Raw genomic sequence first — 24,196 nt, forward strand, 5'->3', positions numbered from 1 at the left:
AAAAACTTGGAGAACTAATCTCCAGGTTTGATATTGTATAAATCTCTGCTCTCAATGGCTGCAATATGAACGAAAAAAGAACGCCAAGGCGTTCTTTTTCTTTCGTATTCTAGTGTCCGCGCCTTTTCATTTCTTATCTTCCTTATTCTCCTCCAAATACTGAGCCTCTTCAGCCTCCGACAGCACACCGGTCGCTTTTCCGATTGTCCCTCCCTGAAGATTCCACACTGCATTATGGTCCCGGTCCGCTTTTGAGTAATCTCCTTCCAGCCATCTGCTTAAAATGTCAAGATACAGATCGGCATGTCCGAACGCAGATCTGTTGCTTTCAATCTGCTTCATTAAATAGAGAATCCTTTCTTCGGTTATTTCAAAATGGATCCATTTATCTTTTGCCTCAACCTTCTGGTGGGACATTCCGTGCAGGTACTTCTGAATTTGATCTTCTGTTACCGTTTCGCTGCCGACCGGAAACGGATTGCTGCTCAAGTCCACTTTTGCAAGCTTGTCTGCATGTTTATCGATCTTGCTGTCCACCTGTTCAGCACTCTGCACAGGTGTTGGATTCAAATCGGTAAAAACATAAGCCGCCGCTCCTCCGCACACAAGAACAATGAAAAGAACGCCCGCAAAAATCCGCTTCTGCTTCGTCCACTTCATGACAGCACCCCTCTCATTTTTTCTTGTCTAGTTCGATTTCTCTTCTTCTATCTCCTGCTTCAGATTCAATCCTTGCACAACTAGACAAAATTCGATAAAATCTTACAGTATCATAGATTTCATGTATAAAAGATTCCTGTTTTGGAAAATCCTAAATATGAAATCTCATGAAAGAGGTGAACGTCATGACCGTAATTCAAATGAAGCGCTACTTTTTAAGCGAGCTTGAGCGCGAAACATATGAAAACAAACTGGCTGCCGAAAAGCCTGAGCTCGAAGAAGTCATTCTTGAAATGGATGACGAAGAGCTTGTTCAGCGGATAAACAACTTACCTGTAAAATAGCCAAAAGCCTCCTGCAAGAGCAGGAGGCTTTTTCATGTTCATAAAACCATTGCGGCAATCCAGCCGAAAATAATCAGCGGGATATTATAGTGAAGGAAAGTAGGTACGACCGTATCCCAAATATGGTTATGCTCACCGTCAGCATTCAAACCTGATGTTGGTCCAAGGGTACTGTCAGATGCAGGAGAACCTGCATCCCCTAATGCACCGGCGGTTCCAACTAAGGCGATTGTCGCCATCGGGCTGAAACCAAGTTCGAGACATAGCGGGACAAAAATGGTAGCGATAATCGGAACAGTTGAGAACGAAGATCCGATCCCCATAGTTACAAGCAAACCGACGAGAAGCATCAGCAATGCAGCAAGTGCCTGGTTTCCGTTAATGAGATCAGCTGACGTTTTTACAAGAGTTTCAATATGCCCCGTTTCCTGCATAACAGCTGCAAATCCTCCAGCAGAAAGCATGACAAATCCGATAAATGCCATCATTCTCATGCCCGTTGTCAGCAGTTCATCCGCTTCATTCCACTTCATCGAGCCTGTCGCATAAAGGACGATGATTCCGGCAAGCGCACCGAAGATCATTCCCTCTACCTCAAGTTTTTGAGACAGGATCAATTGGACGGATAACGAAACGGCAATTGCAAGCACTGCAAATCCAACGCTTTTCTTCGTATAAAAGGCCGTTTGCTGCCCGGCAACATTTTTCGTTTGATAGATCCGTTTTTTTCTGTATGTGAAAAAAGCAGCGGCTAAACCAATGACCATACCTGCAGATGGAATCAGCATAGCCTGAGGGATATCTTTCAGACTTACCTCAAGTCCGCCTGAAGCCATATTCTTTTGAAGAATATCATGAAAAATGGCGCCGAATCCCACTGGAAGCAGCATATAAGGTGTAATCAGTCCAAAAGCAATGACTACTGCAATTAAGCGGCGGTCTACTTCAAGCTGATTAAGAACCTTAAGAAGCGGCGGAATTAAAACAGGGATAAACGCGATATGAACCGGAACCACGTTTTGTGAAAAGATTGAAATAGTCAGGATCACGAAAAGGATAAGTACTTTAGATAGAGATTTCTTTCTCTCTTCTCCTTCTTTGCCGACCAGCTTAATCGCCGCGTCTACCATTGCATCAGGCAATCCTGTTTTTGAAAGAGCGACAGCAAACGCACCGAGCAAAGCGTAGCTCAGGGCAACTGTGGCATTGCTGCCAAGACCGCCAGTAAATGTTTCAATTGTTGCTTTTAAATCAAGACCGCCTGTCAATCCGCCGACAAGAGCTCCAGTCACAAGGGCAAATACAACATTTACCCGCAGCAGGCTCAAAATCAGCATCACAACGACAGCCAAAATCACTGCATTCATCTATAAAACCTCCGAAATCTTTTCGCTTTAGTTTGGTAATGTATTAGAGAAATAAATTCAATAGAGATAAAATAACACATTTTCTTTTTTCATGTCAATGTTAAAATTTTATTATATTAGCAGACTAAAGGATTTAGAGGTGTGGAAGGATTTTTGGAAAAAAAAGAGCCGGCAGTATATAACTGCCGGACACTTGAAATTTTATGCTTCAAACCGTTCAACTAAAGCTGCCAGGGTACGCGCCATAACACCTGTGGCGCCCGCAGGACCGAATTCATCCCCTTTGGATGATGTGGCTGTTCCTGCGATATCTAGGTGAACCCAAGGTGTGCCTTCTGCAAATTCACCTATGAATGTGCCTGCCATAATGGCGTGCCCTTCGCGTCCTGGTGAATTGTTCAAGTCCGCCATTTTGCTTCCGCGCACTTTTTCAATGTCCTTCTTTGTAATCGGCAGTCTCCAGATTGGTTCGCCGCATTCATGCGAAGCCTCAAGAACCTGCTCAAACAGGGCTTCATCGTTTGTCATGGCTCCAGTCGTGTGAGTGCCGAGGGCGATGATCACTCCTCCTGTAAGAGTCGCCACGTCCACTAAATAATCTGCTCCGTGGTGCTTGGCATACGTGATGCCATCAGCAAGGACCAGCCTGCCTTCTGCATCTGTATTCAGCACCTCGATTGTTTTTCCGCTTAGTGATACGATGACATCATCCGGCTTAAACGCATTGCCGCTGATCATGTTGTCTGTTGATGGAATCACTGCCAGTACATTTTGCTCCGGCTTCAGCTTCCCGATGATTTCCATCGCTCCAAGAACGGCAGCCGCTCCGCCCATATCTGTTTTCATGCCTACAATACCGTCCTTCGGCTTAATCGAGTAGCCTCCGGTATCAAAGGTAATGCCCTTGCCGACCAGGCCAATGACATCTTTCCATTCTTCTTTTCCCTGATATTTCAGGACAATCATCTTCGGCGGTTCCTCAGAGCCTTTGTTTACGGCAAGAAGCGCTCCCATTCCAAGCTTCTCCATGTCTTCCTTTTCAAGCACTTCATACTGGAATCCGTATTTCCCCGCAAGATCTACTGAATACTTGGCAAGCTCTGTTGCTGTTAAGATGTTCCCTGGCATGTTGACAAGCGTTCTTGCAGCATTTGTTCCTTCTCCAAAAGCGGAGCCTACTGTCAGACTTGAGCGTATTTCATCTTCGTCTGCCTGTGAAATGACTGTGACCTGATGAATGTTCCGCTCGGGTTCGTTTGAACGCTGTTTATAATCCTGAACTTTATATGTAGACAGCGGCAGCACCTCAGCAAGCGCATGTGCGGCCTCATTCCCGTCGACGTTTTCGTTTGTAAACGTATCAAGCCATACAGCGACAGACTGGATTTTAGCCTCCTGAACCGTTCTGAAAACCTTGGCGAAAGCTTCTCTTGATGCATCAAAATCATATTCTTTTTCCTTGCCGAGTCCGACAAAGTAGATTCGCTTTACTGCCAGTTTTCCAAGTGTATGTACTTTGGTAATGGCTTTCTTTTTCGCTGACAGATCTCCTTCTTTGCTGAGCTCTGAAAGCTGTCCGTCAAGCTTCCGGTCAAGTTCGCCAAGAACGCCCGAAAACGGACCGTTTTTATGGAAAAGACCGATTACGATTGTTTCTTCTTCCCAGGATGCATGTGATTTAATATGAAACATCCAAGCACACCTCCATCATATAGTATGTTTTCATTCCTGCTCTTTCAGGTAAAGAAAAAGAGCAGGCAGTTTTGGGAGCCGTCCCGCTTCTTCAAAAGGCACCGACTGCACGTCAGATGGAATGATCTCAAGCGAACGTTCCATAAACTCATTTATTTCCTCAAGGTCGACGCCCCAGTGAAAAGGACGGTAAGGCTGTATGTAGGAATGCCCTGCTTGCATCATCAGCCGTGCTCCTTTAATATTGCCATATTCGTAATGATAAATAGCGACCGTCATCTGAAGAAGCCCTTTTAAAAAAAGGTTATCTTTTTCAGTCAGCCAGATCCATTCAAGCAGATCATGGCACGTATAATAATCGCCTTCATTAAATGAGATAAAAAACTGATAATATTCCATCGGATAAAGAGTCATGAAGCAGGCACACTCCCCTCTGTCCCCATTGTATCAAAGCACAAAAAGTTTTTATACTATTTGAACAAATGACAAAGGATAAGGGCACGAATACATGGAACTATAAATTAGAGCGATACCAGCATACCATCACGAAAACCGAAAGGATGTAAGACTTCATGGAGACATTTCTTAACTTCCCTTTACTGGCTTCTCTTGCAGCCATCTTTTTTGCACAATTTGTAAAAGTGCCCATCACCTACATAGCCACCCGCAAGATTGACTGGTCGCTTATCACAAGCACAGGCGGAATGCCGAGCTCTCACTCTGCAGCAGTAACGGCCCTTGCAACAGGGGTAGCGCTTGACAACGGCCTTGCTTCCTCCCTTTTCGCTATTTCAGCCGTATTTGCAATCATTACGATGTTTGATGCAACTGGAGTACGAAGGCATGCCGGTGAACAGGCAACCGTCCTTAATAAGCTAGTCACCGACTTTAATACATTTGTAGGCGAAGCCAAAAACTGGCCAAAACAAGAAGAACAAAAAAAGCAGGAAAAATTAAAAGAGCTCCTCGGACATCAGCCGATCGAGGTGTTCTTCGGGGGACTGACAGGCATTCTTCTGACTCTGTTCCTTCATTACCTGATTATCTTATAAAGGAGAGATCGTGTGCGCCTGATTTCAATCTGCCCAAGCAACACAGAACTTGCTGCCTATCTGGGGCTTGCAGATTCCCTTGTAGCCATAGACGACTTTTCAGACTGGCCAGAACGGGTAAATGAACTCCCAAAGCTTGGCCCTGATCTGTCCATAAATATGGATCTTGTTGAACAGCATAAGCCAGACCTTGTTCTTGCCTCGCTCAGTGTGCCGGGCATGGAAAAAAACATTGAAGAGCTAAAAAAGCGAAACATCCCCCATCTTGTTCTTAATCCGCAGTCTTTTAAAGACATTGGCGATGATTTGCTTGCAGTCGGAAGAGCAGCGGGAGCGGAAAAAAGAGCGGAAGACATTGTTTCCAGGTATCATCAGTTCCTGGATGAATACAGGGAGATCTCAGAGAAAATAAAAGACCGCCCCTCCGTCTATTTTGAATGGTGGCCCAACCCGATCTTCACACCGGGCGGAATCAACTGGCTCACAGAAATGTGTGAACTTGCAGGGGGTACGAATCTATTTAAAGATGTCGATTTAGCGAGTGTCCAAACGGACTGGAGCGATGTAACAGAGAGAGACCCGGATTATATCTGCCTTGCCTGGGTCGGAGTGAAACAAAGCCGGATGAAAATATCGCATGTATTAAAAAGACAGGACGCACAGAGCGTTACAGCTGTAAAAGAGAATCGTATACATCTGCTCGAAGAACAGCTTTATTGCCGGCCTTCCCCCCGCCTGCTGCACGGACTTGCTAAGCTTGCTGATATTTTGCATCCTGGTGTTTACCCAAAACCGGGAGCACTGGATGATTTGCAATTGCGCATATAACTTTAAGTCCCTGGCCGCGGCCAGGGGTTTTTAGTGAATTGCTTTGTCCAACCGATTGATAGAAACTTGTCCGTATAGAAAAAGGGGCTGTCTTGTTGGCGTGCCTCCAGGTTTGGATTGGGGGTGTTGGTAAGGCAGATAGAACCTTTAAACGAAGAAGGACAGGTTTGAAAGGTCATAAACACAATAGATACGACCCTTAAGTGTGAAGGAAACTGTCTGAGGGGTTATAAGGGCATATGATATGACCCTTCAGTATGAGAAAACTGTGTGAAGGGTCATAAAGGCACATGATTTAACCCTTTAGCATGAAGGAAACTCTTTGAAGGGTCATAAAGGCACATGATTTAACCCTTTAGCATGAAGGAAACACATTGAAGGGTCATAATGACACATGATTTAACTCTTCAGCATGAAGAAAACTCCGTGAAGGGTTATAAGGGCACATGTTTTAACCCTTCAGCATGAAGAAAACTCCGTGAAGGGTTATAAGGGCACATGTTTTAACCCTTCAGCATGAAGGAAACTCCGTGAAGGGTCATAATGACACATGATTTAACCCTTCAACATAATAAAAACTCCGTGAAGGGTCATAGAGGCACATGATTTAACCCTTCGGCACAAAAAGAATGGCTGAAGGGTCATAAGAGAACATGGTTCCCAGTCTCTAACTCTTTGTTTTAGGCTTCATGTATTTTTGACGGAACGCCTGCATGGATCTGTTTTCGTTAAGCTCCGTCAGCTGTTTTTCAGTTAACCGTCCGTTTCCTTTTTGGACGATGTATATGTCTAATGTCTTTTTGCCCCAGTGCTCATAGACTTCGTCTACCGTGTCGTAGTAGAGGTCAAGCTCATTTCCCTTGATGGCGCCGCCTTTGTCCGCTACGACTCCGAAGCCGTAGTCTGGTATAAAAAGAATGGTGCCGATCGGAAAGACGTTAAGGTCAGCTGCAATTGTAGAATATAAATCTCTTTTCACTTTTACGCCGGAATAAGTGATGCCGTATTCCGGATGTTCGGGATGTTTACCTGTTGATTCGAAGCCTGCGGTGTATCCGGTAGCTGTGACTTCTTTTTTGGGATAGTGCGCCATTTGATCTTCAAGCGATTCTGATGTTTCAACGGCGGCTGAAATCGCAAGTGCCGTTTCTTTGATTTTTAATGACTTGAATGTAAGTCCTGATTTTTTATAGGGGTGATTTTCAACCTTTAATCTACCTTCTGCTAATCCGGTCCAGCCCGTTATATCTTTCGCTTCTGCACCTGAAAAAGCCTTGAACGTCGTGCCAAGCGCAAGCAGCAGCATAATAGCCATCAGCAGGCGCCTTATCACTTTTTTCATTTAGTGTTTCACTCCTCTCACTCTCATAATCGTTTCCAATCAGGAAGCGAAATATTCAGAATGAAGAGGAATCCAATTTCTTCTAGCTCCTAAATAACAGAGTGTAAACATACTAAAAAGACCTGCACGCATCGCACAGATCAGGACTAAAACATTTGATATCCTCTTTTTCGGAGCATGTTAATGACGATTCCGGACACGATGGCTCCTGCAAGACCGCTGGCTAATATCAGGATATCTGCAAGGGCCAATGACGCAAAACGCTGTCCAAGCGAAGATATAGATGAACCGGGAGCTGTGAAGTAGGCCGTAAATTTAACTGAATCTACGATAAAGATGCAGACAATCGGATAAATAATAGCCATGATCCATGACATTCTGAGAAGCATGTTCAGCAAGAAACCGATTCCAAAAAACAAAACAAAAAATAAAAGCATTGAAATAATTAATACAGGCAAAAACAAGTTATCCCCTCCAGTACACCTCTTTTAGTGTACTGAACAAGGGATAACCCGTCAATCTTAAAATCTATGCTGATTTCTTCCCTGTTCCGTTGCAGCAGTCACACGTTTCGGAACCTCCAAGAAGCAGCTGGAAATACCCTTTACCCGAACAATAAGGACACTCTTTCTTTTCGATAACAGATCCATTGATCATCTATATTTCCCTCCCGGTAAAAATCTCTTTTTAGATATTGAAGATACTATATCAGGTTCTTTGTAAAGGATAAAGGAAGAAAATCTGACGAGATTCCCGATGTAAGCGAATACATCAACTTCTTTCTCTCGTTTTCTTAATTTTTCTTATTATTTTGAAAATTATAAAAATAAACGGTAAGCTGTGTATCCAAACTGATTTCCGGGATTCGCCCCGTCCACTTTGTTCAGCATTTTATCAAACGTTTCATCTGCGAATGATTTAAGGAGCAAAGACGAATCAATATGCTCCCTTAATAGATCGGGGTGCATAAAGGCTGCTTCAAACAGTTCATTTTCCTGGACGGTGATGTCAGAAGAGATGGCCTTTAATCTGAAAATAATCATGTTGTCGCTGATTTTATCATGGATGACACCTGACCTGATCCCAATCACGCCAAGAACGGCCGTTTCTATCCCTGTCTCTTCTAGGATTTCCCTTGAAACAGCTTCATCCACTGTTTCTCCCTCGTTTACAAAGCCTGCAGGAAAAGACCATTTGCCCTTTAAACCTCCATAACGCTTTTTTACGACAAGCCATTCACCATTCTCATTTTCAACAAGGCCTGAAACGGCAATCCAGACATTTCCCCGTTTGGTTGACATTTAAAAACTCCCCTTCCTTTTGAAAATTCTTTATGTAAAAATCAATTTTCGCGCATAAAAAAAAGACAAAAGCATATAGCTCTTGTCTTTAGTTTAATCGATTTCTTAGAAAAACTTAAATTTTCCTTTTTTCACTACAAGACCTGCTCCGCCAACCATTAGAAGAGCACGGTTATCAATCATTTTCTTCATGAATGAAGCTTTTGTACCCATTACTTTTTTGCCGAATACCATGCCTACTGCATCGTCTTCGCCAAGAGAAGCTACTGTACCTTTGATATCAGGCTTGAATTCTTCCATCTCGCCCTGGTCGCGGACTGCAACTGAAATGTTCTTAGCCGCTGTAATACCTTGCTGCATAGCAATTTGAGCTGTCGGAGGGTATGGACGGTTGATTTCTTCGTTGATCACAAGAGAGCAGTCCCCGATGATATAGACATCATCATGGCCTGGAGCTCTAAGGTAAGAGTCAACTTTTACGCGGCCGCGCATGTTTTCAAATCCAGCTTCTTCTACGATGCTGTTTCCGCGTACGCCTGCTGCCCAAACAACTGTGTCAGCTTTGATTTCTTCCATTACATCGTCTTTTGCAACGATAATGCCGTCTTCAACACATTCTTTAATCGCAGTGCCGATTTTAAATTCAACACCTTTGCGCTCAAGATGGTTTACAGCATACTCGACAAGCTCAGGATCAAATCCAGGAAGAGCTGTTGGAGCAGCCTCTACGCAGATGATGCGCACTTTCTTATGATCAACATCGTACTCGCGGCAAAGCTCAGGAACACGGTTTGCAAGCTCGCCAAGGAACTCGATGCCAGTGAAGCCTGCTCCGCCGACAACAATCGTAAGACGCTGGTCGCGTTTTACTTCTTCTGTATTGTAAGTAGCAAATTGATATTCGATGTGCTCGCGCAATTGACGTGCAGCATTAATATTTGTGATGCCGAATGCATATTCTTTAAGACCTTTGATTCCAAATGTTTCAGGGTGTGAACCAAGAGAAATAACAAGATAGTCATACTCAAGCTCACCATTTGAAAGGACAATTTTCTTCTCATCTTTGTTGATCGATACTACTGTATCTTTCACAAATTTCACGCGGCTGTTATCGATGACATCTTTCACTTGGTATCTTGCTTTGTCATGATGCAGCGTACCAGCTGATGCCTCGTGAAGCCATGTTGTTTCATAATGATAATCGTTTTTGTTCACCAGTGTAAGATCTGCTTCATTTACACCGATCATTTTTTGAAGACGCGTAACTGCCATTAATCCGCCGTAACCTGCACCTAGTACTACTATTTTGGGCTTTCTCAACCGAATCACATCCACCTTTTTTGATTTTTTTGCTGTGAAGGATAGAATAATGTCTATATTCCTTATCTTCCTCCGCTTTACAGCTTTTTATTTTGTTTTCCGCAAAAAAGTTTGTGAAAATGTTCACTTAACTTTTCAGAAAGAAGCAAATAATTAAATATGATAGAAATAATGCCTATATTCCATAATAGCACCTGTACTGATTTTTTCAAGACCAAATTAAAGGATTAAAAACGTTAAGAATTTTACAAAAATAAAAACATTCTCTATAATAATCATAATCAAACAGTGAATGACTCTTTCGCACTGCAGACGGCTGCCGGCTGAAATGACGAACGAGTGACAATATGTTAACATTAAGAATCATTATCAATTACAATTGGGGGTTATCTTTGTGAAGGAAGACACAAAAGTATACGACATCACGATTATCGGGGGCGGACCGGTAGGATTGTTCACTGCATTCTACGGCGGCATGCGCCAGGCATCAGTTAAAATTATTGAGAGCTTACCGCAGCTTGGAGGACAGCTTTCTGCCCTTTATCCTGAAAAATACATATATGATGTAGCGGGATTCCCAAAAGTCCGCGCTCAGGAACTTGTCAACAATCTAAAAGAACAAATGGCTCAATTTGAACCAACGATTTGTCTTGAACAGGCAGTTGCCGATGTTGAAAAACAGGCAGACGGTGTTTTCAAACTGACAACCGATCAAGAAGTTCATTATTCTAAAACCATCATCATCACTGCCGGAAACGGTGCTTTCCAGCCGCGTAAAATCGAGCTTGAAGAAGCGGCTTCGTTTGAAAAATCAAACCTTCACTATTTCATCGATGACCTGAATCAGTTTGCAGGACAGCGCGTACTCGTATGCGGAGGCGGAGACTCAGCAGTTGACTGGTCACTGATGCTTGAACCGATTGCAGAAAAAGTGACCCTTGTCCACAGACGAGATAAATTCCGCGCCCACGAGCACAGTGTAGAAAATCTAAACAACTCGAAAGTTCAAATCCTGACTCCTTTCATTCCAACTGAACTGACAGGAACAGACAAGATTGAACAGGTTGTTTTAGAAGAAGTAAAAGGCGACCGCAAAGAAGTCTTGGACGTTGATGCTGTCATCGTAAACTTCGGATTTGTTTCCTCTCTTGGACCAATTAAAAACTGGGGACTTGAAATCGAAAAGAACTCCATCCTCGTAAACAGCAAAATGGAGACAAATGTTGAAGGCATTTATGCTGCAGGAGATATCTGCACATACGAAGGAAAAGTCAAGCTGATTGCAAGCGGATTTGGAGAAGCTCCAACTGCCGTCAACAATGCAAAAGCCTATATGGATCCAAAAGCAAGAGTGCAGCCGCTTCACAGCACAAGCTTGTTTGAAAAATAAGTGAAACAATGAAGAATGCAGAGAAATTGTTTATGTCTCTGCATTCTTTTTTTATTTGCGTTAATTTTTTTGATTTCATCCAGAAAAAACGATCAATTCTGCTGCCTGGAAAGTTCGTTTTTCTGCTAATCCTTCTTTTCACTTCCAAGATTGCCCTTTTTACAACCAACTTTTCCCGCTTTACTGCCAACTCTTTCTGAATTTACTGCCAACTCTTCCTTTTTAACAACCAACCACTTCATTTTTCTCTATATAAATCACTGCCAGTATTGGCTGTAGGGGTTATAAAAATACGGCTGCGGCTGCTGATAACGCTGGCCGTCAAACTGCATCATGCCCTGATCTGATCCGGGCATCTGGCCAAACGGACTTCCCTGGCCTCCCTGCATGCCTCCGCCCTGGCCCATTCCAGGCATTTGGCCGAACGGACTCTGCTGACCTCCCTGCATGCCACCGCCCTGACCCATTCCAGGCATCTGACCAGGCGATCCACCTTGACCTCCCTGCATGCCACCGCCCTGACCCATTCCAGGCATTTGGCCGAACGGACTCTGTTGGCCTCCTTGGCCTCCTCCGCCCTGACCCATTCCAGGCATCTGACCAGGCGATCCACCTTGACCGCCTTGTGAGCCACCGTTCTGACCCATTCCAGGCATCTCGCCAAATGGGCTCTGTCCGCCTCCGGAACCGCCATTTTGGCCTCCTGTTCCGCCGTTCTGGCCGCCTTGGCCGCCTGAACCGCCGTTTTGACCGCCACCAGAACCGCCGTTTTGACCTTCCGATCCGCCGTTTTGACCGCCAGATCCTTCTTGCCCGCCGTTCTGTCCGCCTTCTGAAGAGCCGCCCTGCTGCCCCTCTTCTGACTGACCGCCTCCATTTTGACCTTCACCTTCAGCCTTCGGAGGTTTCTCCATCACTTTAAACGATTTTATATCGCTAACGTTTACTCTGCTTGTCGTTAAAGCAGGAAAAGACAGGATATACGCATCTCCTGACTCTTTGTCTAAGTAAAATATAAAGGCCTCTTTTTCAGCATCATTTGAAAATGTGAACTTGCCCCATTTATACAGACCTTCATTTAATTCGTCTGTCGAATTCAGACGGTAAGAATAATAGCCGTGATACGGCGTATATGGATGATAATACATACTTTGCTCTGCCCCCTTATCGTTTTCACACCCATACTATATGCCGGGTTTTTGTCCAGTGTCAGAGAAAAGAAACAGGGGTTATTATGTAAAACAAGCAAAAAAAAGACATTCCCCTGTCGTTACAGGGAAATGTCCTTTTATCAGCACTCCTCAGGAGTACCAGTATTCGTTGCAGTTCTGAAAGAAGAACCGCAGCCGCATGAAGCAATGGCATTCGGATTGTCGATTGTAAAGCCGCCGCCCATCAGCGACTCTTTAAAATCGATAATCGTGCCTTTCAGGATTGCCGTGCTCTCCTTGTCTACGACAACTTTGATGCCGTGAAGCTCAAATTGCGTGTCATCTTCGCCCGGCTCCTGTTCAAAGCCCATTCCGTAAGAAAGGCCGCTGCATCCGCCGCCTTTAACGCCTACGCGCAGATAAGCCTGCTCCTCACCGTTTTCTTTCATCATGTCTTTTATTTGAAAAGCTGCTGCTTCCGTAATTGTTACTAAATCACTCATCTTTATTCCTCCTTTGCCGATTATCCAAAGGCTATGCTACCAGTATACCGAATCCGAAAGGAAGTCTCAAATGATTCAGCCTGTCAGCTGTTATAGTAATAAACTCCTGTGCAGATCACTTCAGCGGGCCCTGTCATAAAAACATTTCCTTCTTCAGACCAATTAATAAGCAAATCTCCGCCTGCTAAATGAACCGTCGTATCTTCTCCTCTTTTTGTGAAGCCATTTAAAACAGAAGAAACAACGGCGGCACATGCCCCTGTTCCGCAGGCCATCGTTACACCTGAACCGCGCTCCCACACTCTGAAATGAAGCTCGTTTTCAGATACGACTTCAACAAACTCGACATTCACACTTTCTGGGAATAAAGGATCTTTTTCAACAACCGGACCAAGGGTCAAAACAGGTGCCGTTTCAATGTCATCGACATAGAACACAAGATGGGGATTCCCCATTGAAACGGCAGTGCCCATGTACTGTTTCCCGCCAAATTCAAGAGGTGTGTTTACCGCTTTTTCCTCCGGATTGCCCTGCATCGGAATCTCGCTGCGGGTAAGCAGAGGTTCTCCCATGTCGATTGTCACTTTGCTGATAACTGATCCTTCGCCTTCAAGTTTCGCATAAACAAGGCCTGAGAGGGTTTCAATAGAAAACTCTCTTTCTTCTGTCAGTTTATTCTCGTACGCGTATTTCGCCACGCAGCGAAGTCCGTTTCCGCAGTTTTTTCCTTCAGAGCCGTCACTGTTGAAAATTCTCATCTTTACGGCTGCTTTATCTGAAGGGCAGATCAGGATCATGCCGTCAGATCCTATACCTGTATAAACATTCGATACCTTTACGGCAATCTCGGCTAAACTCGATTCTTCCAGCTTTTCCTCGAACATATTTACATATATATAGTTATTTCCAAGTGCGTGCATTTTGGTGAAGGTAAATTGGTTCATAAGAGTCTCCCGTTTTTTTTCTTTTTATAAGTATAAAATGCTGGAAACCGGAGCACAATAGAAATATCCCCCGTTTGTTATAGATAATAAAAGCTCCCTGCTTCATGCAGGGAGCTTTTATTCGTTACAGCCGTCTTAAAACATAAACATTCCTGCAATGGCAGCACTCAGCAGGTTTGCAAGAGTCCCTGCAGCAATCGCTTTGAATCCGAGTCTTGCGATATCCTGACGTCGGTTAGGCGCCATGCCCCCAAGCCCGCCGAGCAAAATCGCAATGGATGACAGGTTTGCAAAGCCGCAAAGGGCAAAGCTGACGATCGCAATGGTTTTATCGGACAGATTTTCAAGCTGAGGTGCAAAATTACTGTAGGCAACAAACTCGTTTAATACTAGCTTTTGCCCAATAAAACTTCCCGCTTTTACAGCTTCCTCCCATGGAACACCAATCACGAATGCAAGCGGTGCAAATACAAATCCGAGGATATATTCAAGCGTAAGATTTGAAGCTCCGAAAAGCCCGCCGATAAATCCGAGAATTCCATTTAATAGAGCGATTAAAGCAATAAACGCAAGAAGCATAGCTCCAACATTCAATGCAAGCTGAAGTCCAGTAGATGCCCCCTTGGCTGCTGCATCAATGACATTTGCTGCATCTTCATCGCTTTCCATTTTCACATCGTCCATTGTTACCGGTTTTTCCGTTTCAGGAATCAGCATTTTAGCCATGATCAATCCGGCCGGCGCTGCCATAAAACTCGCGGCAAGCAAGTATTCGAGCGGAACTCCAAGAGCCGCATATCCAAATAATACAGAACCTGCAACAGATGCAAGGCCGCCTGTCATAACCGCAAACAGCTCTGATCTCGTCATTTTGGCTATGTATGGTTTTACAACTAGAGGCGCTTCTGTCTGGCCGACAAAAATGTTTGCCGCCGCTGAAAGAGATTCTGCTTTGCTCGTTCCGAGAAGCTTCGACAATCCGCCTCCCAAAATTCGAATGATCCACTGCATCACGCCTATATGGTACAGGACCGAGATAAGCGATGAAAAGAAGATAATAATTGTAAGGACGTTAAAGGCAAAAATAAAACCTGTCGGCTGAGAGGGATCTCCTAAAGATCCAAACAAAAAGCCAATACCTTCACTTGCGTATCCCACAAGATTCTGAACAGCTTCCGTCAGCGCTTTAAATGCCCGTGTTCCGGGCTCCCATTTCAAAACTAAAAATGCAAATAAAAGCTGAATAGCAAGGCCGCCGAGAATGGTGCGGATTTTTATTTTCTTTTTCCCTTCAGAAAGGAGAAAAGCAATCGCAAACAGGACGGCAACCCCCATTATTCCCCATAAAAAATTCGTCATTTCTTCACCTCAGGCAATAGTTTTTGATGAGTCTAAAATAACAGCCGATTGCAGCCGTGTCCATATATTTTTGACAAAACACGATATTTTCCGACAAATTCACTAGCTGCTACATTTTATAGTGCTACTGATCAAATATCATTATGCAAGAAAGGATATTTTAAAAAGAGTCATCAATTGTACTACTCCGTTTGATGGTTCCGAACTGAGGGATAAGTGCCACCAAAAATGATATTCCTCCGTTTGATGGATCCGAACTCAGAGATAAGTGCCATCAAAAAGGATATTCCTCCATTTGATGGTTCCGAACTCAGAGATAAGTGCCATCAAAAATGATATTCCTCCGTTTGATGGTTCTGAACTCAGAAATAAGTTCCATCAAAAAGGATATTCCTCCGCTTGATGGTTCCGAACTCAGAGATAAGTGCCACCAAAAAGGAAATTCCTCCGTTTGATGGTTCTGAACTGAGGGATAAGTGCCACCAAAAATGATATTCCCACGATTGATGGTTCCGAACTCAGAGATAAGTGCCACCAAAAATGTTATTCCTCCGCTTGATGGTTCCGAACATAAGTGCCATCAAAAATGATATTCCTCCGTTTGATGGTTCTGAACTCAGAAATAAGTTCCATCAAAAAGGATATTCCTCCGTTTGATGGTTCCGAACTCAGAGATAAGTGCCATCAAAAAGGATATTCCTCCGTTTGATGGTTCCGAACTCAGAGATAAGTGCCACCAAAAAGGATATTCCTCCGTTTGATGGTTCCGAACCCTGCGATAAGTGCCTTCAAACATAAAAAAACACGCACCGGAGTACGTGTTCCTGCCTAACAAAAGGCATCTATTAAAACATAGGATTCTCTTCAAGGTAATCATAAACGTTCTTGACCAGCTCGTCTGGTGTCTCGCCGGCTACGATCTCTCCGTTGACAAGGGCATAGAGTGACGAATAGCATTTGCCGCAGTACCCCAAACATCCGTATTCAATAATATCCAGATTCGGATCCTTTTCGAGCTGTTCTAAAGCCGCCTGGGAGCCGTTCGCCAGATTGCTTATGCAAAATTCAATTATTGGTTTCAACCTTATCACCTCACACCTGCAATCAATGCTACCTCTTTTTATGCCCCATCGTCAATATTTAACGTTTTGTGATATACTTTTCAGTAAATAACAACACATATTTACAAAAGTGATTTACTATTGACGGTCTTTGCAGATTATTAGATGACTTTTTCATAACATATTGTGGTTTATCTGCAAATTCGTTATACTTTTATATGGCATATTGCAAAGGTTTTCTTATGAATCATCCATAAAATAGATTAGAATATACTCGCTTAATGAGGAGAAAAAGGGGAATCTGCAATGAAGAACTTAGTTATTCTTGGCGGCGGATACGGCGGAATGCGCATCCTGCACAGGCTGCTTCCTGGACAGCTGCCTGATGATGTGCAAATAACACTCATAGATAAAAATCCCTATCACTGCTTAAAAACGGAATATTACGCGCTTGCTGCGGGAACGATTTCAGACCACCACATCCGCGTCGATTTTCCTGAGCATGAGCGTCTGAACACAGCCTACGGGGAGATTACTTCTATTGACCTTCAGGAAAAAAAGGTTTATTTGGCCAATCAGGAACCGATTTCATACGATGATCTGATTATCGGCCTTGGCTGTGAGGACAAGTATCACAATGTTCCGGGAGCAAAGGAATACACACACAGCATCCAGACCATTGACCAGTCACGAGAAACGTATCAGCTGCTTAACAACCTGAGCGGCGGAGCATCTGTTGCAATCGTTGGCGCAGGCCTAAGCGGAGTTGAGCTTGCCAGTGAGCTCAGAGAAAGCCGCAAAGATCTGAAAATCACATTATATGACCGCGGCAAGAATATTCTCTCAAGCTTCCCTGAACGGTTGAGCAAATATGTACAAGGCTGGTTTGAAGACCATGGCGTGACAATCGTGAACAGCGCGAATGTGACAAAAGTAGAGCAAAACGTTCTCTACAATCATGATGAGCCGCTTACATATGATGCCATCGTATGGACAGCCGGCATTCAGCCAAACAAAGTAGTCAGAGACCTTCCGGTTGAAAAAGATCCGCAGGGAAGGGTCATCCTGACGAAGCAGCATTTTCTTCCTGATTATGAGGATGCTTTCGTTGTCGGCGACTGCGCGAGTCTCCCTCATGCTCCAAGTGCCCAGCTTGCTGAAGCACAGGCCGAGCAAATTGTTCAGGTACTGCTGAAAAAATGGAATGGGGAAGAACTTCCGCAAAACTTCCCTGCCTTCAAATTAAAAGGCGTGCTCGGATCACTTGGAAAAAAACATGGCTTTGGCCTTGTAAATGACCGTCCGCTGATTGGACGTGTCCCTAGACTTTTGAAATCCGGGATTCTTTGGATGTACAAGTATCATAACGGGTAAAGGACAGGATGCATCTCCTGACTGTGCTCACATAATAAAAACGCAAGGCTGTCTGCAGCCTTGCGTTTTCTTTGTCTTTTTTCACGATGCTGAAACGTAGCCGTGCTTTTCCATTTCCGCATAAATCACTTTTAATTTCGGACTGCCTTCTCCCACCACTTCTCCATTAATAACGACAAGCGGATAGAAGTATTCATCATTCGCAATCTTTTCTGCAAATTCCTTTTTCTCTTCATCTTCGTGCTCCTGGTAGATATCCACATATTCAATATGAAAGGGCTGCTGCGGGAATTTGCGTGTGAGAGCTGCTTCTAGCCATTCGCATGTATCTTTTGTTGAAGGGAGGTTCACACAGCTCGGACAGAGCACTTCAGCACCGTACACAAAAACCTTTAATCGTTTATCCATCGTTCTCCCCCTTTTCTTTCCTTTCATTGTAAGGGACAGTGTGCATTTTTGCCATGAAAAATACAGGGTTCTATCCATTTTTATTCCCTGCAGAGTGTGTTAAAATAGAACTGATTACAGAATTTGCACCAGTCAAAACAATAGATTTTCAGAAGCATTTTGAATATAATAGCAAGATAAGGAAGGAGTCGATTTAAAATGGCAACAGAAACTCATATGATCGAACAAGTTCAGGAAGTACTTGATAAATTGCGTCCGTTCCTTCTTCGCGACGGCGGGGACTGTGAACTGGTTGATGTGGAGGACGGCATTGTTAAGCTTCGTCTTCTTGGTGCATGCGGAAGCTGCCCAAGTTCAACAATCACACTTAAAGCCGGTATCGAACGCGCTCTTTTAGAGGAAGTTCCTGGTGTTGTTGAAGTAGAGCAGGTTTTTTAATGAAATAGAAAAAAGATGGTGAGTCCGCTCACCATCTTTTTTTATTTACAGGTATTTATCAAACCATTCCTTAATATGATTCAGGCGGTCAATTCTGAGCTTTGGATGCCCGCTTCTTGACAGTTCATGGTTGGCTTCAGGGAAACGGACCAGCTTAGTCTCTTTTTTCAGCTGCTTCAGAGCAATGTAAAGCTGTTCTGCCTGCTCAACAGGGCAGCGGTAGTCCTTTTCGCCGTGAAGGATAAGAAGCGGTGTTTCGACGTTCTTTACGTACTTCAAAGGCGAATGGTGCCACAGCTTCTCGAAGTCATCAATCAGATTCCCGCCAAGCTCCCATTCAGTAAAGTAGTACCCGATGTCGCTTACTCCGTAAAAGCTGATCCAGTTGGAAATTGAACGCTGTGTCACTGCTGCTTTAAACCGGTTTGTATGGCCGACAATCCAGTTTGTCATAAAGCCGCCGTAGCTTCCTCCCGTTACACCAAGCCGCTCCTCATCAATAAAATCATATGTTTTCAGCGCATAGTCGACTGCACTCATCAAGTCCGTGTAGTCGCTTCCGCCATAGTCTCCCCGGACCCCGTCAACGAAATGCTGGCCGTATCCATGGCTTCCTCGCGGATTTGTGTAAAGAACCGCTTTTCCGCTCGCAGCAAGCATTTGGAACTCATGGAAATAGGTGTTGGCATACATGGCATGCGGACCGCCGTGGATTTCAAGGACAAGCGGGTACTTCTCGCCTTCCTGATAGCCTGCCGGTTTCATGATCCACCCGTGAATCTCAAGTCCGTCCTCCGCCTTATACGCAATTGCTTCCGGAACAGAGAGCTCCACTTCGTTTAAAAAAGCTTCATTAATGCTTGTCAGCTGCCTGTTTTCACCTGTGCTGAAATCGAAGAAGTGAAGGTCACTCGGGTGATCCGGACGGCTGATGCCAAGGACCGCCGTATGGCTTTGAACATGAACGGACAACCCATAGACGTGCTCGTTTTCAAAGCGGACAGGAACTGTCTGGCCTTCAAGCGAACCGTAGTAAGCGCCTGTATTTCCCTGATCCGTCAGAATGAAATAAAAGCCCTGGCTGTCTTCCGTCCAGATAAGTCCAGGATAGACACTTCCCGAAATAAAATCTGCCACCGCCGCATCACTGATATGGACATCCCAATCTGCAGAATAACAGGAAAGCTCTCCAGTTTCACGATCAGACAGCCAGATTTTTGAGAAAGTAGCCCCAAGATACTCTTTTTCGTGTCCTAAAAAGGATACGTACTTGCCGTCAGGCGACCAGGAGGGATGGCCGTAAAATCCATTGCTGTTTGTCAGTTTTGTCAGATCATGCCCGTCAAGGGACAGAATATAGACATCTGAAATCAGGTTTTGGTCAGGGTCATCCGTCATATTGGATGTAAAAACTATAGCCTTTCCATCAGGCGACCAGGCTGCGTCGCTGCAGTCATATTCTCTGAACCCAAGCAGTTTGAGTTTTCCGGTTTCTGCATCCGCAACAGCCAGCTGTCTTTTTTTGTTTCTGACAAATCCCGAAGCATCCGACTTATATCTCATATCTTCCACAACGAGCGGTTGGGGCTGCTTGTCCTCTTCTTTCGCTTTTTCGAGTGTATCTTCAGGAGCAAGCGCAAGTGAAACGAGGATGCTCGCACTGTCCGGACTCCACACAGGCTGTGAAACGGCAAGGTGCTCTTCTGTCAGTGCTTTTGCTTCTCCCCCTCCTGCTGACATGACGTAAAGCTGATTTTTCCCGCTTCTGCTGGACAAAAAGGCAAGCCTGCTGCCATCCGGAGACCATCTTGGCGATGTATTTCTGTGTTCGCCAAATGTCCATTGAACCTTCTCGCCTGTTTTTAAATCAAGCAAAAACAGGTTCGATATGTAGTGATGTTTTTCTTCCTGAATGGATGTTTCAACGTATACAGCTTTCGTTCCGCAGGGTGACATTTGCGGATCGTTGACGGACTTCAGTTTGTATAAATCTTCTGCAGCAATGACCCTTTTTTCCATTTTACTAACACCATTCTTTCTCTTAAATTTGCTCTTATTCTATTTATTTCGACAAGCTAAATAGTTTTCCTTCTCTGCCTTTGATTTTAAACTGAAAAAAAGCATCCTCATCCTGAGAATGCTTTCAGCCGATCGAGTCATGAACTTGTCCCGCACCCTTTTCATAGTAAACGTTTGATCCTTCAAGAACGGGTTCCAGCACTTCAACTTCACATTTGGGAAACTTCACTTTAAGCACATCTGCAAGAGCCTTCCCTTTGCCTTTTGCAGCAAACGCAAGGACGGTCGGGCCTGCGCCGCTTAGGGCAGCGCCGTAAGCACCTGCTTCGAGTACAGCTTCCTGCACTCGGGAAAGTTCTTTAATGAGTGTTCCTCTGTATGGCTGATGAAACAAATCTTTCTGCATCATTTTTCCTGCCAACGGCCAGTTATTTGAAAGCACGGCGGCAACAAGGACGTTGCTTACTGCACTTGCTTCAACTGCCCCGCTGTACTCAAGGTACCCTGGAAGGACATCCCTCGCATCCTTTGTATAAAGTTTATAAGGGGGGACAACCGCAACCAGCTCAACATCCACCTGCTGGACGGACACGAGCTCTGTTTCGTGCTCCTGGTGAATACCTACAACCAGACCTCCGTACAGCGAAGCACCTGCATTATCCGGATGTCCTTCAATCAGGCTTGCAAAATGAAGCTTTTCTTTCATAGTAAGCTCGAGTCTGCACAACTCATTTGCAAGCTCTACGCCTGCAACGATGGCGGCGGCGCTGCTTCCGAGCCCCCTTGCCATTGGGATATCGCTCCATACTTCAACTCTGCAGGGTGGAAGCTTTGCATGACAGGTGCCGGCAACCTGCTCAGCCACCTGATAAATCAAATTTTCCTTGCCTTCCGGAATATCAGCCATTTCATCATTCAGGGGAACAAATGTCCAGCTGTGGTCCCTTGTGACATTCAGTTCAAGATACCTGCTGACTGCAAGACCGACAGAATCAAAGCCGGGACCGAGGTTCGCCGTGCTGCCCGGCACCCTTATTTTAAGCATGTCACCTTCATTCACCATGCACCGACTCCTTTTAGCTGCTCCATGACAGCACGCTCGTCATTCGGCAGAACCGCAGGCTTTATAGATGAAACATCAATGGCCGTATTCGGATCCTTCAAGCCGTTTCCAGTCAGGACCGCTACTGCTTTGGAACCTCTTTGATACACGCCTTTTTTTGCGTTTTTAATCAGCCCTGCAATGGAAGCGCAAGATGCAGGTTCGGCAAAAATGCCTTCTGTTCTGGCAAGAAGCTGGTAGGCCTCCACAATTTCTGCATCTGTTACTTCATCAATGAAACCGCCGGACTGCTCAGCTGCCTGTACGGCTTTATCCCAGCTTGCAGGATTTCCAATCCGGATAGCCGTTGCAATCGTTTCAGGATCTTCAATAATCTGATTTCGAACGATCGCCGCAGCACCTTCCGCCTCAAAGCCGTGCATCTGGGGAAGCCCTGTCTGATGATGCTCGTGATATTCTTTGAATCCTTTCCAGTAGGCTGAAATGTTGCCTGCGTTGCCGACTGGAATCGCCAGCACGTCCGGAGCTGCGCCTAATGCGTCACAAAGCTCGAATGCCGCTGTTTTCTGGCCTTCAAGTCTATATGGGTTGACAGAGTTTACAAGAGTAATAGGAAGCTTTTCTGACATGCTGCGGACCATTGTAAGGGCCTGATCAAAGTTTCCCTTGATGGCGATAATTTCAGCACCGTACATTACCGCCTGGGCAAGTTTGCCGAACGCAATTTTGCCGTCAGGGATAACGATGATGCAGCGCATCTTCGCGCGCGCCGCATAAGCTGCCGCAGCCGCTGATGTATTTCCCGTTGAAGCGCATATGACCGTATCGCTTCCCTCTTCTTTTGCTTTAGCAACAGCCATGACCATTCCGCGGTCCTTGAATGAACCGGTCGGGTTGGCTCCTTCTGTTTTTGCATAGAGTTCAAGACCAAGCTTTTCTGAAAGCACCGGCAGAAACACCAGAGGCGTATTGCCCTCGTTCAACGTAAGCAAAGGAGTCTGGTCGTTCACAGGCAAATAATTGCGGTATTGATTCAAAAGGCCTTTCCACATCATGAATATCCGTTCCCTTCTACGCGGTATGAACTCTTAATGCCCTGCACAACTTCAAGGTCCAGCAGGTTTCCGAGAATTTCATCAAAATCTTTATTTGAAGCCTGGTGCGTGACAATGACAATTTCAGCAAGGCTGCTGTTTTTAAGCGGCAGCTGAAGAATTTTTTCAAAGCTGACCCCGCGTTCTGAAAACAGGGATGTAATCGTTGAAAAAGCCCCGACCTGGTCTTTTACATGAATGCGCAGGAAATGCTGGGCATAAATTTCATCACTCTGCTTGAGCGCCTTTTCATATTGAGGAAGGACGGCACTGCGGCCGTTAACCCCAAGTCTCATGTTTTTCATCACACCGACAAGATCTGAAACAACGGCCGTTGCCGTCGGCAGGCTTCCTGCCCCCGGTCCGTAAAACATCGTTTCGCCGACTGCCTCACCGTACACATAAACAGCGTTGTACTCATTGTTTACTGATGCAAGCGGATGAAAGTCAGGAAGCAGGGTCGGCTGAACGCTGACCTCGACCTTGTCGCGCGTTCTGTTTGCAATCCCGATCAGCTTCATTGTGTAGCCGAGGCGTTTGCTGTAGCTGATGTCCTCATCCGTCACTTCGCTGATCCCTTTAACACTGACATCCTCTAAATCTACATGCATGGAAAAACCAAGCCGTGCCAGAATGGCCATTTTTCTCGCAGCATCAAGTCCTTCCACATCCGCAGTCGGATCTGATTCAGCATATCCAAGCTCCTGCGCTTCTTTCAGCACTTCTCCGTACGGACTTCCGTGCTTGCTCATTTTTGTTAAAATAAAATTTGTTGTTCCGTTTACAATCCCCATCATTTTTGTAATCCGGTCTGATGCAAGTCCGTCTACCAAACTTCTTAAAATAGGAATGCCTCCCGCGACACTGGCTTCATAGAATAAGTCGCATCCATTTTCAGTTGCAGCATCCAGCAGCTCCGTGCCGTAAACCGCCATCAGATCTTTGTTGGCTGTGACTACGTGCTTTTTCGCCTGCAGAGCCTGAAGGATATATTCTTTCGTAAGCTCAACGCCGCCCATCACTTCTATTACAACATCAATCTCAGGGTCATGGATGACCTCATCTGCATTTTTCGTCAAAAGATCTTTCCCAAACTCAATTTGCCGTTTCTTATCTATGTCCTGAACAAGAACTTTTTTCACTTTAACAGGGCAGCCTACCTGATGCATCAGCTTATCCTGGTGATCTTCAATAATTTTCACAACGCCGCTTCCGACTGTTCCGAGCCCTAATAATCCAACGTGAATCGCATTCATGATTTCTTCCACTCCCTTGATGTCTTTCTTAGAAATACATTTGTTTATGTATGATAGACATTTTCTATTATTGTCATTATAAACAGTGTGCCATTGCTTATCAATAGAGAATTTTCAGTAATTTTATTGTAATCGCTTTCTTTCCTGCTGGACCGCTGTTTATATTTTTTGTAAAACTGGTTGGCTTGTTCATGCTCATCCATTAAAAAAAGCGTGCAGGAAATCTCCCG

Annotated in this window: 23 protein-coding genes and 2 pseudogenes; 6 read left to right on the forward strand and 19 right to left on the reverse strand. The window is 44.8% G+C overall.

Annotation, left to right across the window (positions count from 1 at the left end; translation table 11 throughout):
* Positions 1-126: 126 nt before the first annotated feature.
* Positions 127-660 (reverse strand): DUF6241 domain-containing protein, encoded by a 534-nt coding sequence (locus tag ACK1LH_RS17540; RefSeq protein WP_029284118.1) that lies wholly within the window; start codon positions 658-660, stop codon positions 127-129.
* Positions 661-845: 185 nt separating this feature from the next.
* Here ACK1LH_RS17540 and ACK1LH_RS17545 point away from each other — a divergent pair, with 185 nt between their 5' ends.
* Positions 846-1,004 carry a hypothetical protein gene (locus tag ACK1LH_RS17545; RefSeq protein ID WP_158001665.1) on the forward strand — a complete coding sequence of 53 codons (159 nt, stop codon included), beginning with the start codon at positions 846-848 and terminating at the stop codon, positions 1,002-1,004.
* 38 nt (positions 1,005-1,042) lie between these two features.
* Here the strand turns inward: ACK1LH_RS17545 and ACK1LH_RS17550 are convergent, their stop codons facing one another.
* The 3 genes from ACK1LH_RS17550 to ACK1LH_RS17560 all read right to left on the reverse strand — a co-directional run bounded on the left by ACK1LH_RS17550 (position 1,043) and on the right by ACK1LH_RS17560 (position 4,477).
* Positions 1,043-2,371, reverse strand: coding sequence for a Na+/H+ antiporter family protein (locus ACK1LH_RS17550; RefSeq protein ID WP_411333768.1), 1,329 nt, complete (start codon positions 2,369-2,371; stop codon positions 1,043-1,045).
* Between the two features lie 201 nt (positions 2,372-2,572).
* Positions 2,573-4,063, reverse strand: coding sequence for a leucyl aminopeptidase (locus tag ACK1LH_RS17555; protein WP_029284122.1), 1,491 nt, complete (start codon positions 4,061-4,063; stop codon positions 2,573-2,575).
* A 30-nt stretch (positions 4,064-4,093) separates the two neighbouring features.
* Entirely contained in the window at positions 4,094-4,477 is a 384-nt protein-coding gene (locus ACK1LH_RS17560; protein WP_203288722.1) for a DUF309 domain-containing protein, read from the reverse strand.
* Positions 4,478-4,635: 158 nt separating this feature from the next.
* On the opposite strand from ACK1LH_RS17560, the gene ACK1LH_RS17565 reads away from it, so the two are divergent.
* A complete protein-coding gene (locus tag ACK1LH_RS17565) occupies positions 4,636-5,115 on the forward strand; it encodes a divergent PAP2 family protein (protein WP_029284126.1) in 480 nt (159 codons plus the stop codon).
* A gap of 12 nt (positions 5,116-5,127) precedes the next feature.
* Complete coding sequence (locus ACK1LH_RS17570) at positions 5,128-5,943, forward strand: ABC transporter substrate-binding protein (RefSeq protein WP_411333770.1); 816 nt, start codon at positions 5,128-5,130, stop codon at positions 5,941-5,943.
* A 667-nt stretch (positions 5,944-6,610) separates the two neighbouring features.
* Here the strand turns inward: ACK1LH_RS17570 and ACK1LH_RS17575 are convergent.
* The 5 genes and pseudogenes from ACK1LH_RS17575 to ACK1LH_RS17595 all read right to left on the reverse strand — a co-directional run bounded on the left by ACK1LH_RS17575 (position 6,611) and on the right by ACK1LH_RS17595 (position 9,915).
* A complete protein-coding gene (locus tag ACK1LH_RS17575) occupies positions 6,611-7,285 on the reverse strand; it encodes a 3D domain-containing protein (RefSeq protein ID WP_411333771.1) in 675 nt (224 codons plus the stop codon).
* Positions 7,286-7,431: 146 nt separating this feature from the next.
* Positions 7,432-7,722, reverse strand: coding sequence for a YuiB family protein (locus ACK1LH_RS17580; RefSeq protein ID WP_029566651.1), 291 nt, complete (start codon positions 7,720-7,722; stop codon positions 7,432-7,434).
* Positions 7,723-7,813: 91 nt separating this feature from the next.
* A complete protein-coding gene (locus ACK1LH_RS17585; protein WP_158001666.1) occupies positions 7,814-7,942 on the reverse strand; it encodes a YuiA family protein in 129 nt (42 codons plus the stop codon).
* A gap of 295 nt (positions 7,943-8,237) precedes the next feature.
* Positions 8,238-8,586, reverse strand: a pseudogene (locus ACK1LH_RS17590) (NUDIX domain-containing protein); the annotation flags it as partial.
* 105 nt (positions 8,587-8,691) lie between these two features.
* Positions 8,692-9,915 carry an NAD(P)/FAD-dependent oxidoreductase gene (locus tag ACK1LH_RS17595; protein ID WP_411333773.1) on the reverse strand — a complete coding sequence of 408 codons (1,224 nt, stop codon included), beginning with the start codon at positions 9,913-9,915 and terminating at the stop codon, positions 8,692-8,694.
* A gap of 385 nt (positions 9,916-10,300) precedes the next feature.
* Here ACK1LH_RS17595 and yumC point away from each other — a divergent pair, with 385 nt between their 5' ends.
* Positions 10,301-11,296 (forward strand): ferredoxin--NADP reductase 2, encoded by a 996-nt coding sequence (gene yumC / locus ACK1LH_RS17600; protein WP_029284138.1) that lies wholly within the window; start codon positions 10,301-10,303, stop codon positions 11,294-11,296.
* A gap of 257 nt (positions 11,297-11,553) precedes the next feature.
* Here yumC and ACK1LH_RS17605 read toward each other — a convergent pair whose 3' ends face one another.
* The 5 genes from ACK1LH_RS17605 to ACK1LH_RS17625 form a co-directional block, all read right to left on the reverse strand.
* The gene (locus tag ACK1LH_RS17605) at positions 11,554-12,444 is read right to left on the reverse strand and encodes a hypothetical protein (RefSeq protein WP_411333775.1); all 891 of its coding nucleotides are present in this window, start codon (positions 12,442-12,444) and stop codon (positions 11,554-11,556) included.
* Positions 12,445-12,587: 143 nt separating this feature from the next.
* A complete protein-coding gene (locus ACK1LH_RS17610; RefSeq protein ID WP_029284144.1) occupies positions 12,588-12,950 on the reverse strand; it encodes a HesB/IscA family protein in 363 nt (120 codons plus the stop codon).
* Positions 12,951-13,033: 83 nt separating this feature from the next.
* Complete coding sequence (gene dapF / locus ACK1LH_RS17615) at positions 13,034-13,894, reverse strand: diaminopimelate epimerase (RefSeq protein ID WP_411333776.1); 861 nt, start codon at positions 13,892-13,894, stop codon at positions 13,034-13,036.
* Positions 13,895-14,029: 135 nt separating this feature from the next.
* Positions 14,030-15,253 (reverse strand): NupC/NupG family nucleoside CNT transporter, encoded by a 1,224-nt coding sequence (locus tag ACK1LH_RS17620; protein ID WP_203288736.1) that lies wholly within the window; start codon positions 15,251-15,253, stop codon positions 14,030-14,032.
* A gap of 845 nt (positions 15,254-16,098) precedes the next feature.
* A complete protein-coding gene (locus ACK1LH_RS17625; RefSeq protein WP_029284153.1) occupies positions 16,099-16,335 on the reverse strand; it encodes a YuzB family protein in 237 nt (78 codons plus the stop codon).
* Between the two features lie 285 nt (positions 16,336-16,620).
* Between ACK1LH_RS17625 and ACK1LH_RS17630 the strand changes: the two genes are divergently transcribed.
* A complete protein-coding gene (locus ACK1LH_RS17630) occupies positions 16,621-17,688 on the forward strand; it encodes an NAD(P)/FAD-dependent oxidoreductase (protein WP_029284155.1) in 1,068 nt (355 codons plus the stop codon).
* A gap of 81 nt (positions 17,689-17,769) precedes the next feature.
* Here ACK1LH_RS17630 and ACK1LH_RS17635 read toward each other — a convergent pair whose 3' ends face one another.
* Positions 17,770-18,096 carry a YuzD family protein gene (locus tag ACK1LH_RS17635; RefSeq protein WP_029284157.1) on the reverse strand — a complete coding sequence of 109 codons (327 nt, stop codon included), beginning with the start codon at positions 18,094-18,096 and terminating at the stop codon, positions 17,770-17,772.
* Positions 18,097-18,200: 104 nt separating this feature from the next.
* Here ACK1LH_RS17635 and ACK1LH_RS17640 point away from each other — a divergent pair.
* Positions 18,201-18,534: pseudogene (locus ACK1LH_RS17640) on the forward strand (NifU family protein).
* A gap of 45 nt (positions 18,535-18,579) precedes the next feature.
* Here the strand turns inward: ACK1LH_RS17640 and ACK1LH_RS17645 are convergent.
* The 4 genes from ACK1LH_RS17645 to ACK1LH_RS17660 all read right to left on the reverse strand — a co-directional run bounded on the left by ACK1LH_RS17645 (position 18,580) and on the right by ACK1LH_RS17660 (position 23,966).
* Positions 18,580-20,553, reverse strand: coding sequence for a S9 family peptidase (locus ACK1LH_RS17645; protein WP_411333778.1), 1,974 nt, complete (start codon positions 20,551-20,553; stop codon positions 18,580-18,582).
* A 124-nt stretch (positions 20,554-20,677) separates the two neighbouring features.
* The gene (gene thrB / locus ACK1LH_RS17650; protein WP_029284163.1) at positions 20,678-21,613 is read right to left on the reverse strand and encodes a homoserine kinase; all 936 of its coding nucleotides are present in this window, start codon (positions 21,611-21,613) and stop codon (positions 20,678-20,680) included.
* Positions 21,610-22,668 (reverse strand): threonine synthase, encoded by a 1,059-nt coding sequence (thrC, locus tag ACK1LH_RS17655; protein ID WP_029566657.1) that lies wholly within the window; start codon positions 22,666-22,668, stop codon positions 21,610-21,612. Before thrC ends, thrB begins: the two co-directional genes overlap by 4 nt.
* Complete coding sequence (locus ACK1LH_RS17660) at positions 22,668-23,966, reverse strand: homoserine dehydrogenase (protein ID WP_029284167.1); 1,299 nt, start codon at positions 23,964-23,966, stop codon at positions 22,668-22,670. Before ACK1LH_RS17660 ends, thrC begins: the two co-directional genes overlap by 1 nt.
* Positions 23,967-24,196 lie beyond the last annotated feature (230 nt).

This window comes from Metabacillus indicus, assembly GCF_046603695.1.
GTDB classification, from domain to species: domain Bacteria; phylum Bacillota; class Bacilli; order Bacillales; family Bacillaceae; genus Bacillus_P; species Bacillus_P indicus.

Excerpts from the sequence above, each read along its gene's own strand:
- ACK1LH_RS17540 (WP_029284118.1), bottom strand. The coding sequence starts at position 660 with ATGAAGTGGACGAAGCAGAAGCGGATTTTTGCGGGCGTTCTTTTCATT.
- ACK1LH_RS17545 (WP_158001665.1), top strand. The coding sequence starts at position 846 with ATGACCGTAATTCAAATGAAGCGCTACTTTTTAAGCGAGCTTGAGCGC.
- ACK1LH_RS17550 (WP_411333768.1), bottom strand. The coding sequence starts at position 2,371 with ATGAATGCAGTGATTTTGGCTGTCGTTGTGATGCTGATTTTGAGCCTG.
- ACK1LH_RS17555 (WP_029284122.1), bottom strand. The coding sequence starts at position 4,063 with ATGTTTCATATTAAATCACATGCATCCTGGGAAGAAGAAACAATCGTA.
- ACK1LH_RS17560 (WP_203288722.1), bottom strand. The coding sequence starts at position 4,477 with ATGACTCTTTATCCGATGGAATATTATCAGTTTTTTATCTCATTTAAT.
- ACK1LH_RS17565 (WP_029284126.1), top strand. The coding sequence starts at position 4,636 with ATGGAGACATTTCTTAACTTCCCTTTACTGGCTTCTCTTGCAGCCATC.
- ACK1LH_RS17575 (WP_411333771.1), bottom strand. The coding sequence starts at position 7,285 with ATGAAAAAAGTGATAAGGCGCCTGCTGATGGCTATTATGCTGCTGCTT.
- ACK1LH_RS17580 (WP_029566651.1), bottom strand. The coding sequence starts at position 7,722 with ATGCTTTTATTTTTTGTTTTGTTTTTTGGAATCGGTTTCTTGCTGAAC.
- ACK1LH_RS17585 (WP_158001666.1), bottom strand. The coding sequence starts at position 7,942 with ATGATCAATGGATCTGTTATCGAAAAGAAAGAGTGTCCTTATTGTTCG.
- ACK1LH_RS17605 (WP_411333775.1), bottom strand. The coding sequence starts at position 12,444 with ATGTATTATCATCCATATACGCCGTATCACGGCTATTATTCTTACCGT.
- ACK1LH_RS17610 (WP_029284144.1), bottom strand. The coding sequence starts at position 12,950 with ATGAGTGATTTAGTAACAATTACGGAAGCAGCAGCTTTTCAAATAAAA.
- dapF (WP_411333776.1), bottom strand. The coding sequence starts at position 13,894 with ATGAACCAATTTACCTTCACCAAAATGCACGCACTTGGAAATAACTAT.
- ACK1LH_RS17620 (WP_203288736.1), bottom strand. The coding sequence starts at position 15,253 with ATGACGAATTTTTTATGGGGAATAATGGGGGTTGCCGTCCTGTTTGCG.
- ACK1LH_RS17630 (WP_029284155.1), top strand. The coding sequence starts at position 16,621 with ATGAAGAACTTAGTTATTCTTGGCGGCGGATACGGCGGAATGCGCATC.
- ACK1LH_RS17635 (WP_029284157.1), bottom strand. The coding sequence starts at position 18,096 with ATGGATAAACGATTAAAGGTTTTTGTGTACGGTGCTGAAGTGCTCTGT.
- ACK1LH_RS17645 (WP_411333778.1), bottom strand. The coding sequence starts at position 20,553 with ATGGAAAAAAGGGTCATTGCTGCAGAAGATTTATACAAACTGAAGTCC.
- thrC (WP_029566657.1), bottom strand. The coding sequence starts at position 22,668 with ATGTGGAAAGGCCTTTTGAATCAATACCGCAATTATTTGCCTGTGAAC.
- ACK1LH_RS17660 (WP_029284167.1), bottom strand. The coding sequence starts at position 23,966 with ATGAATGCGATTCACGTTGGATTATTAGGGCTCGGAACAGTCGGAAGC.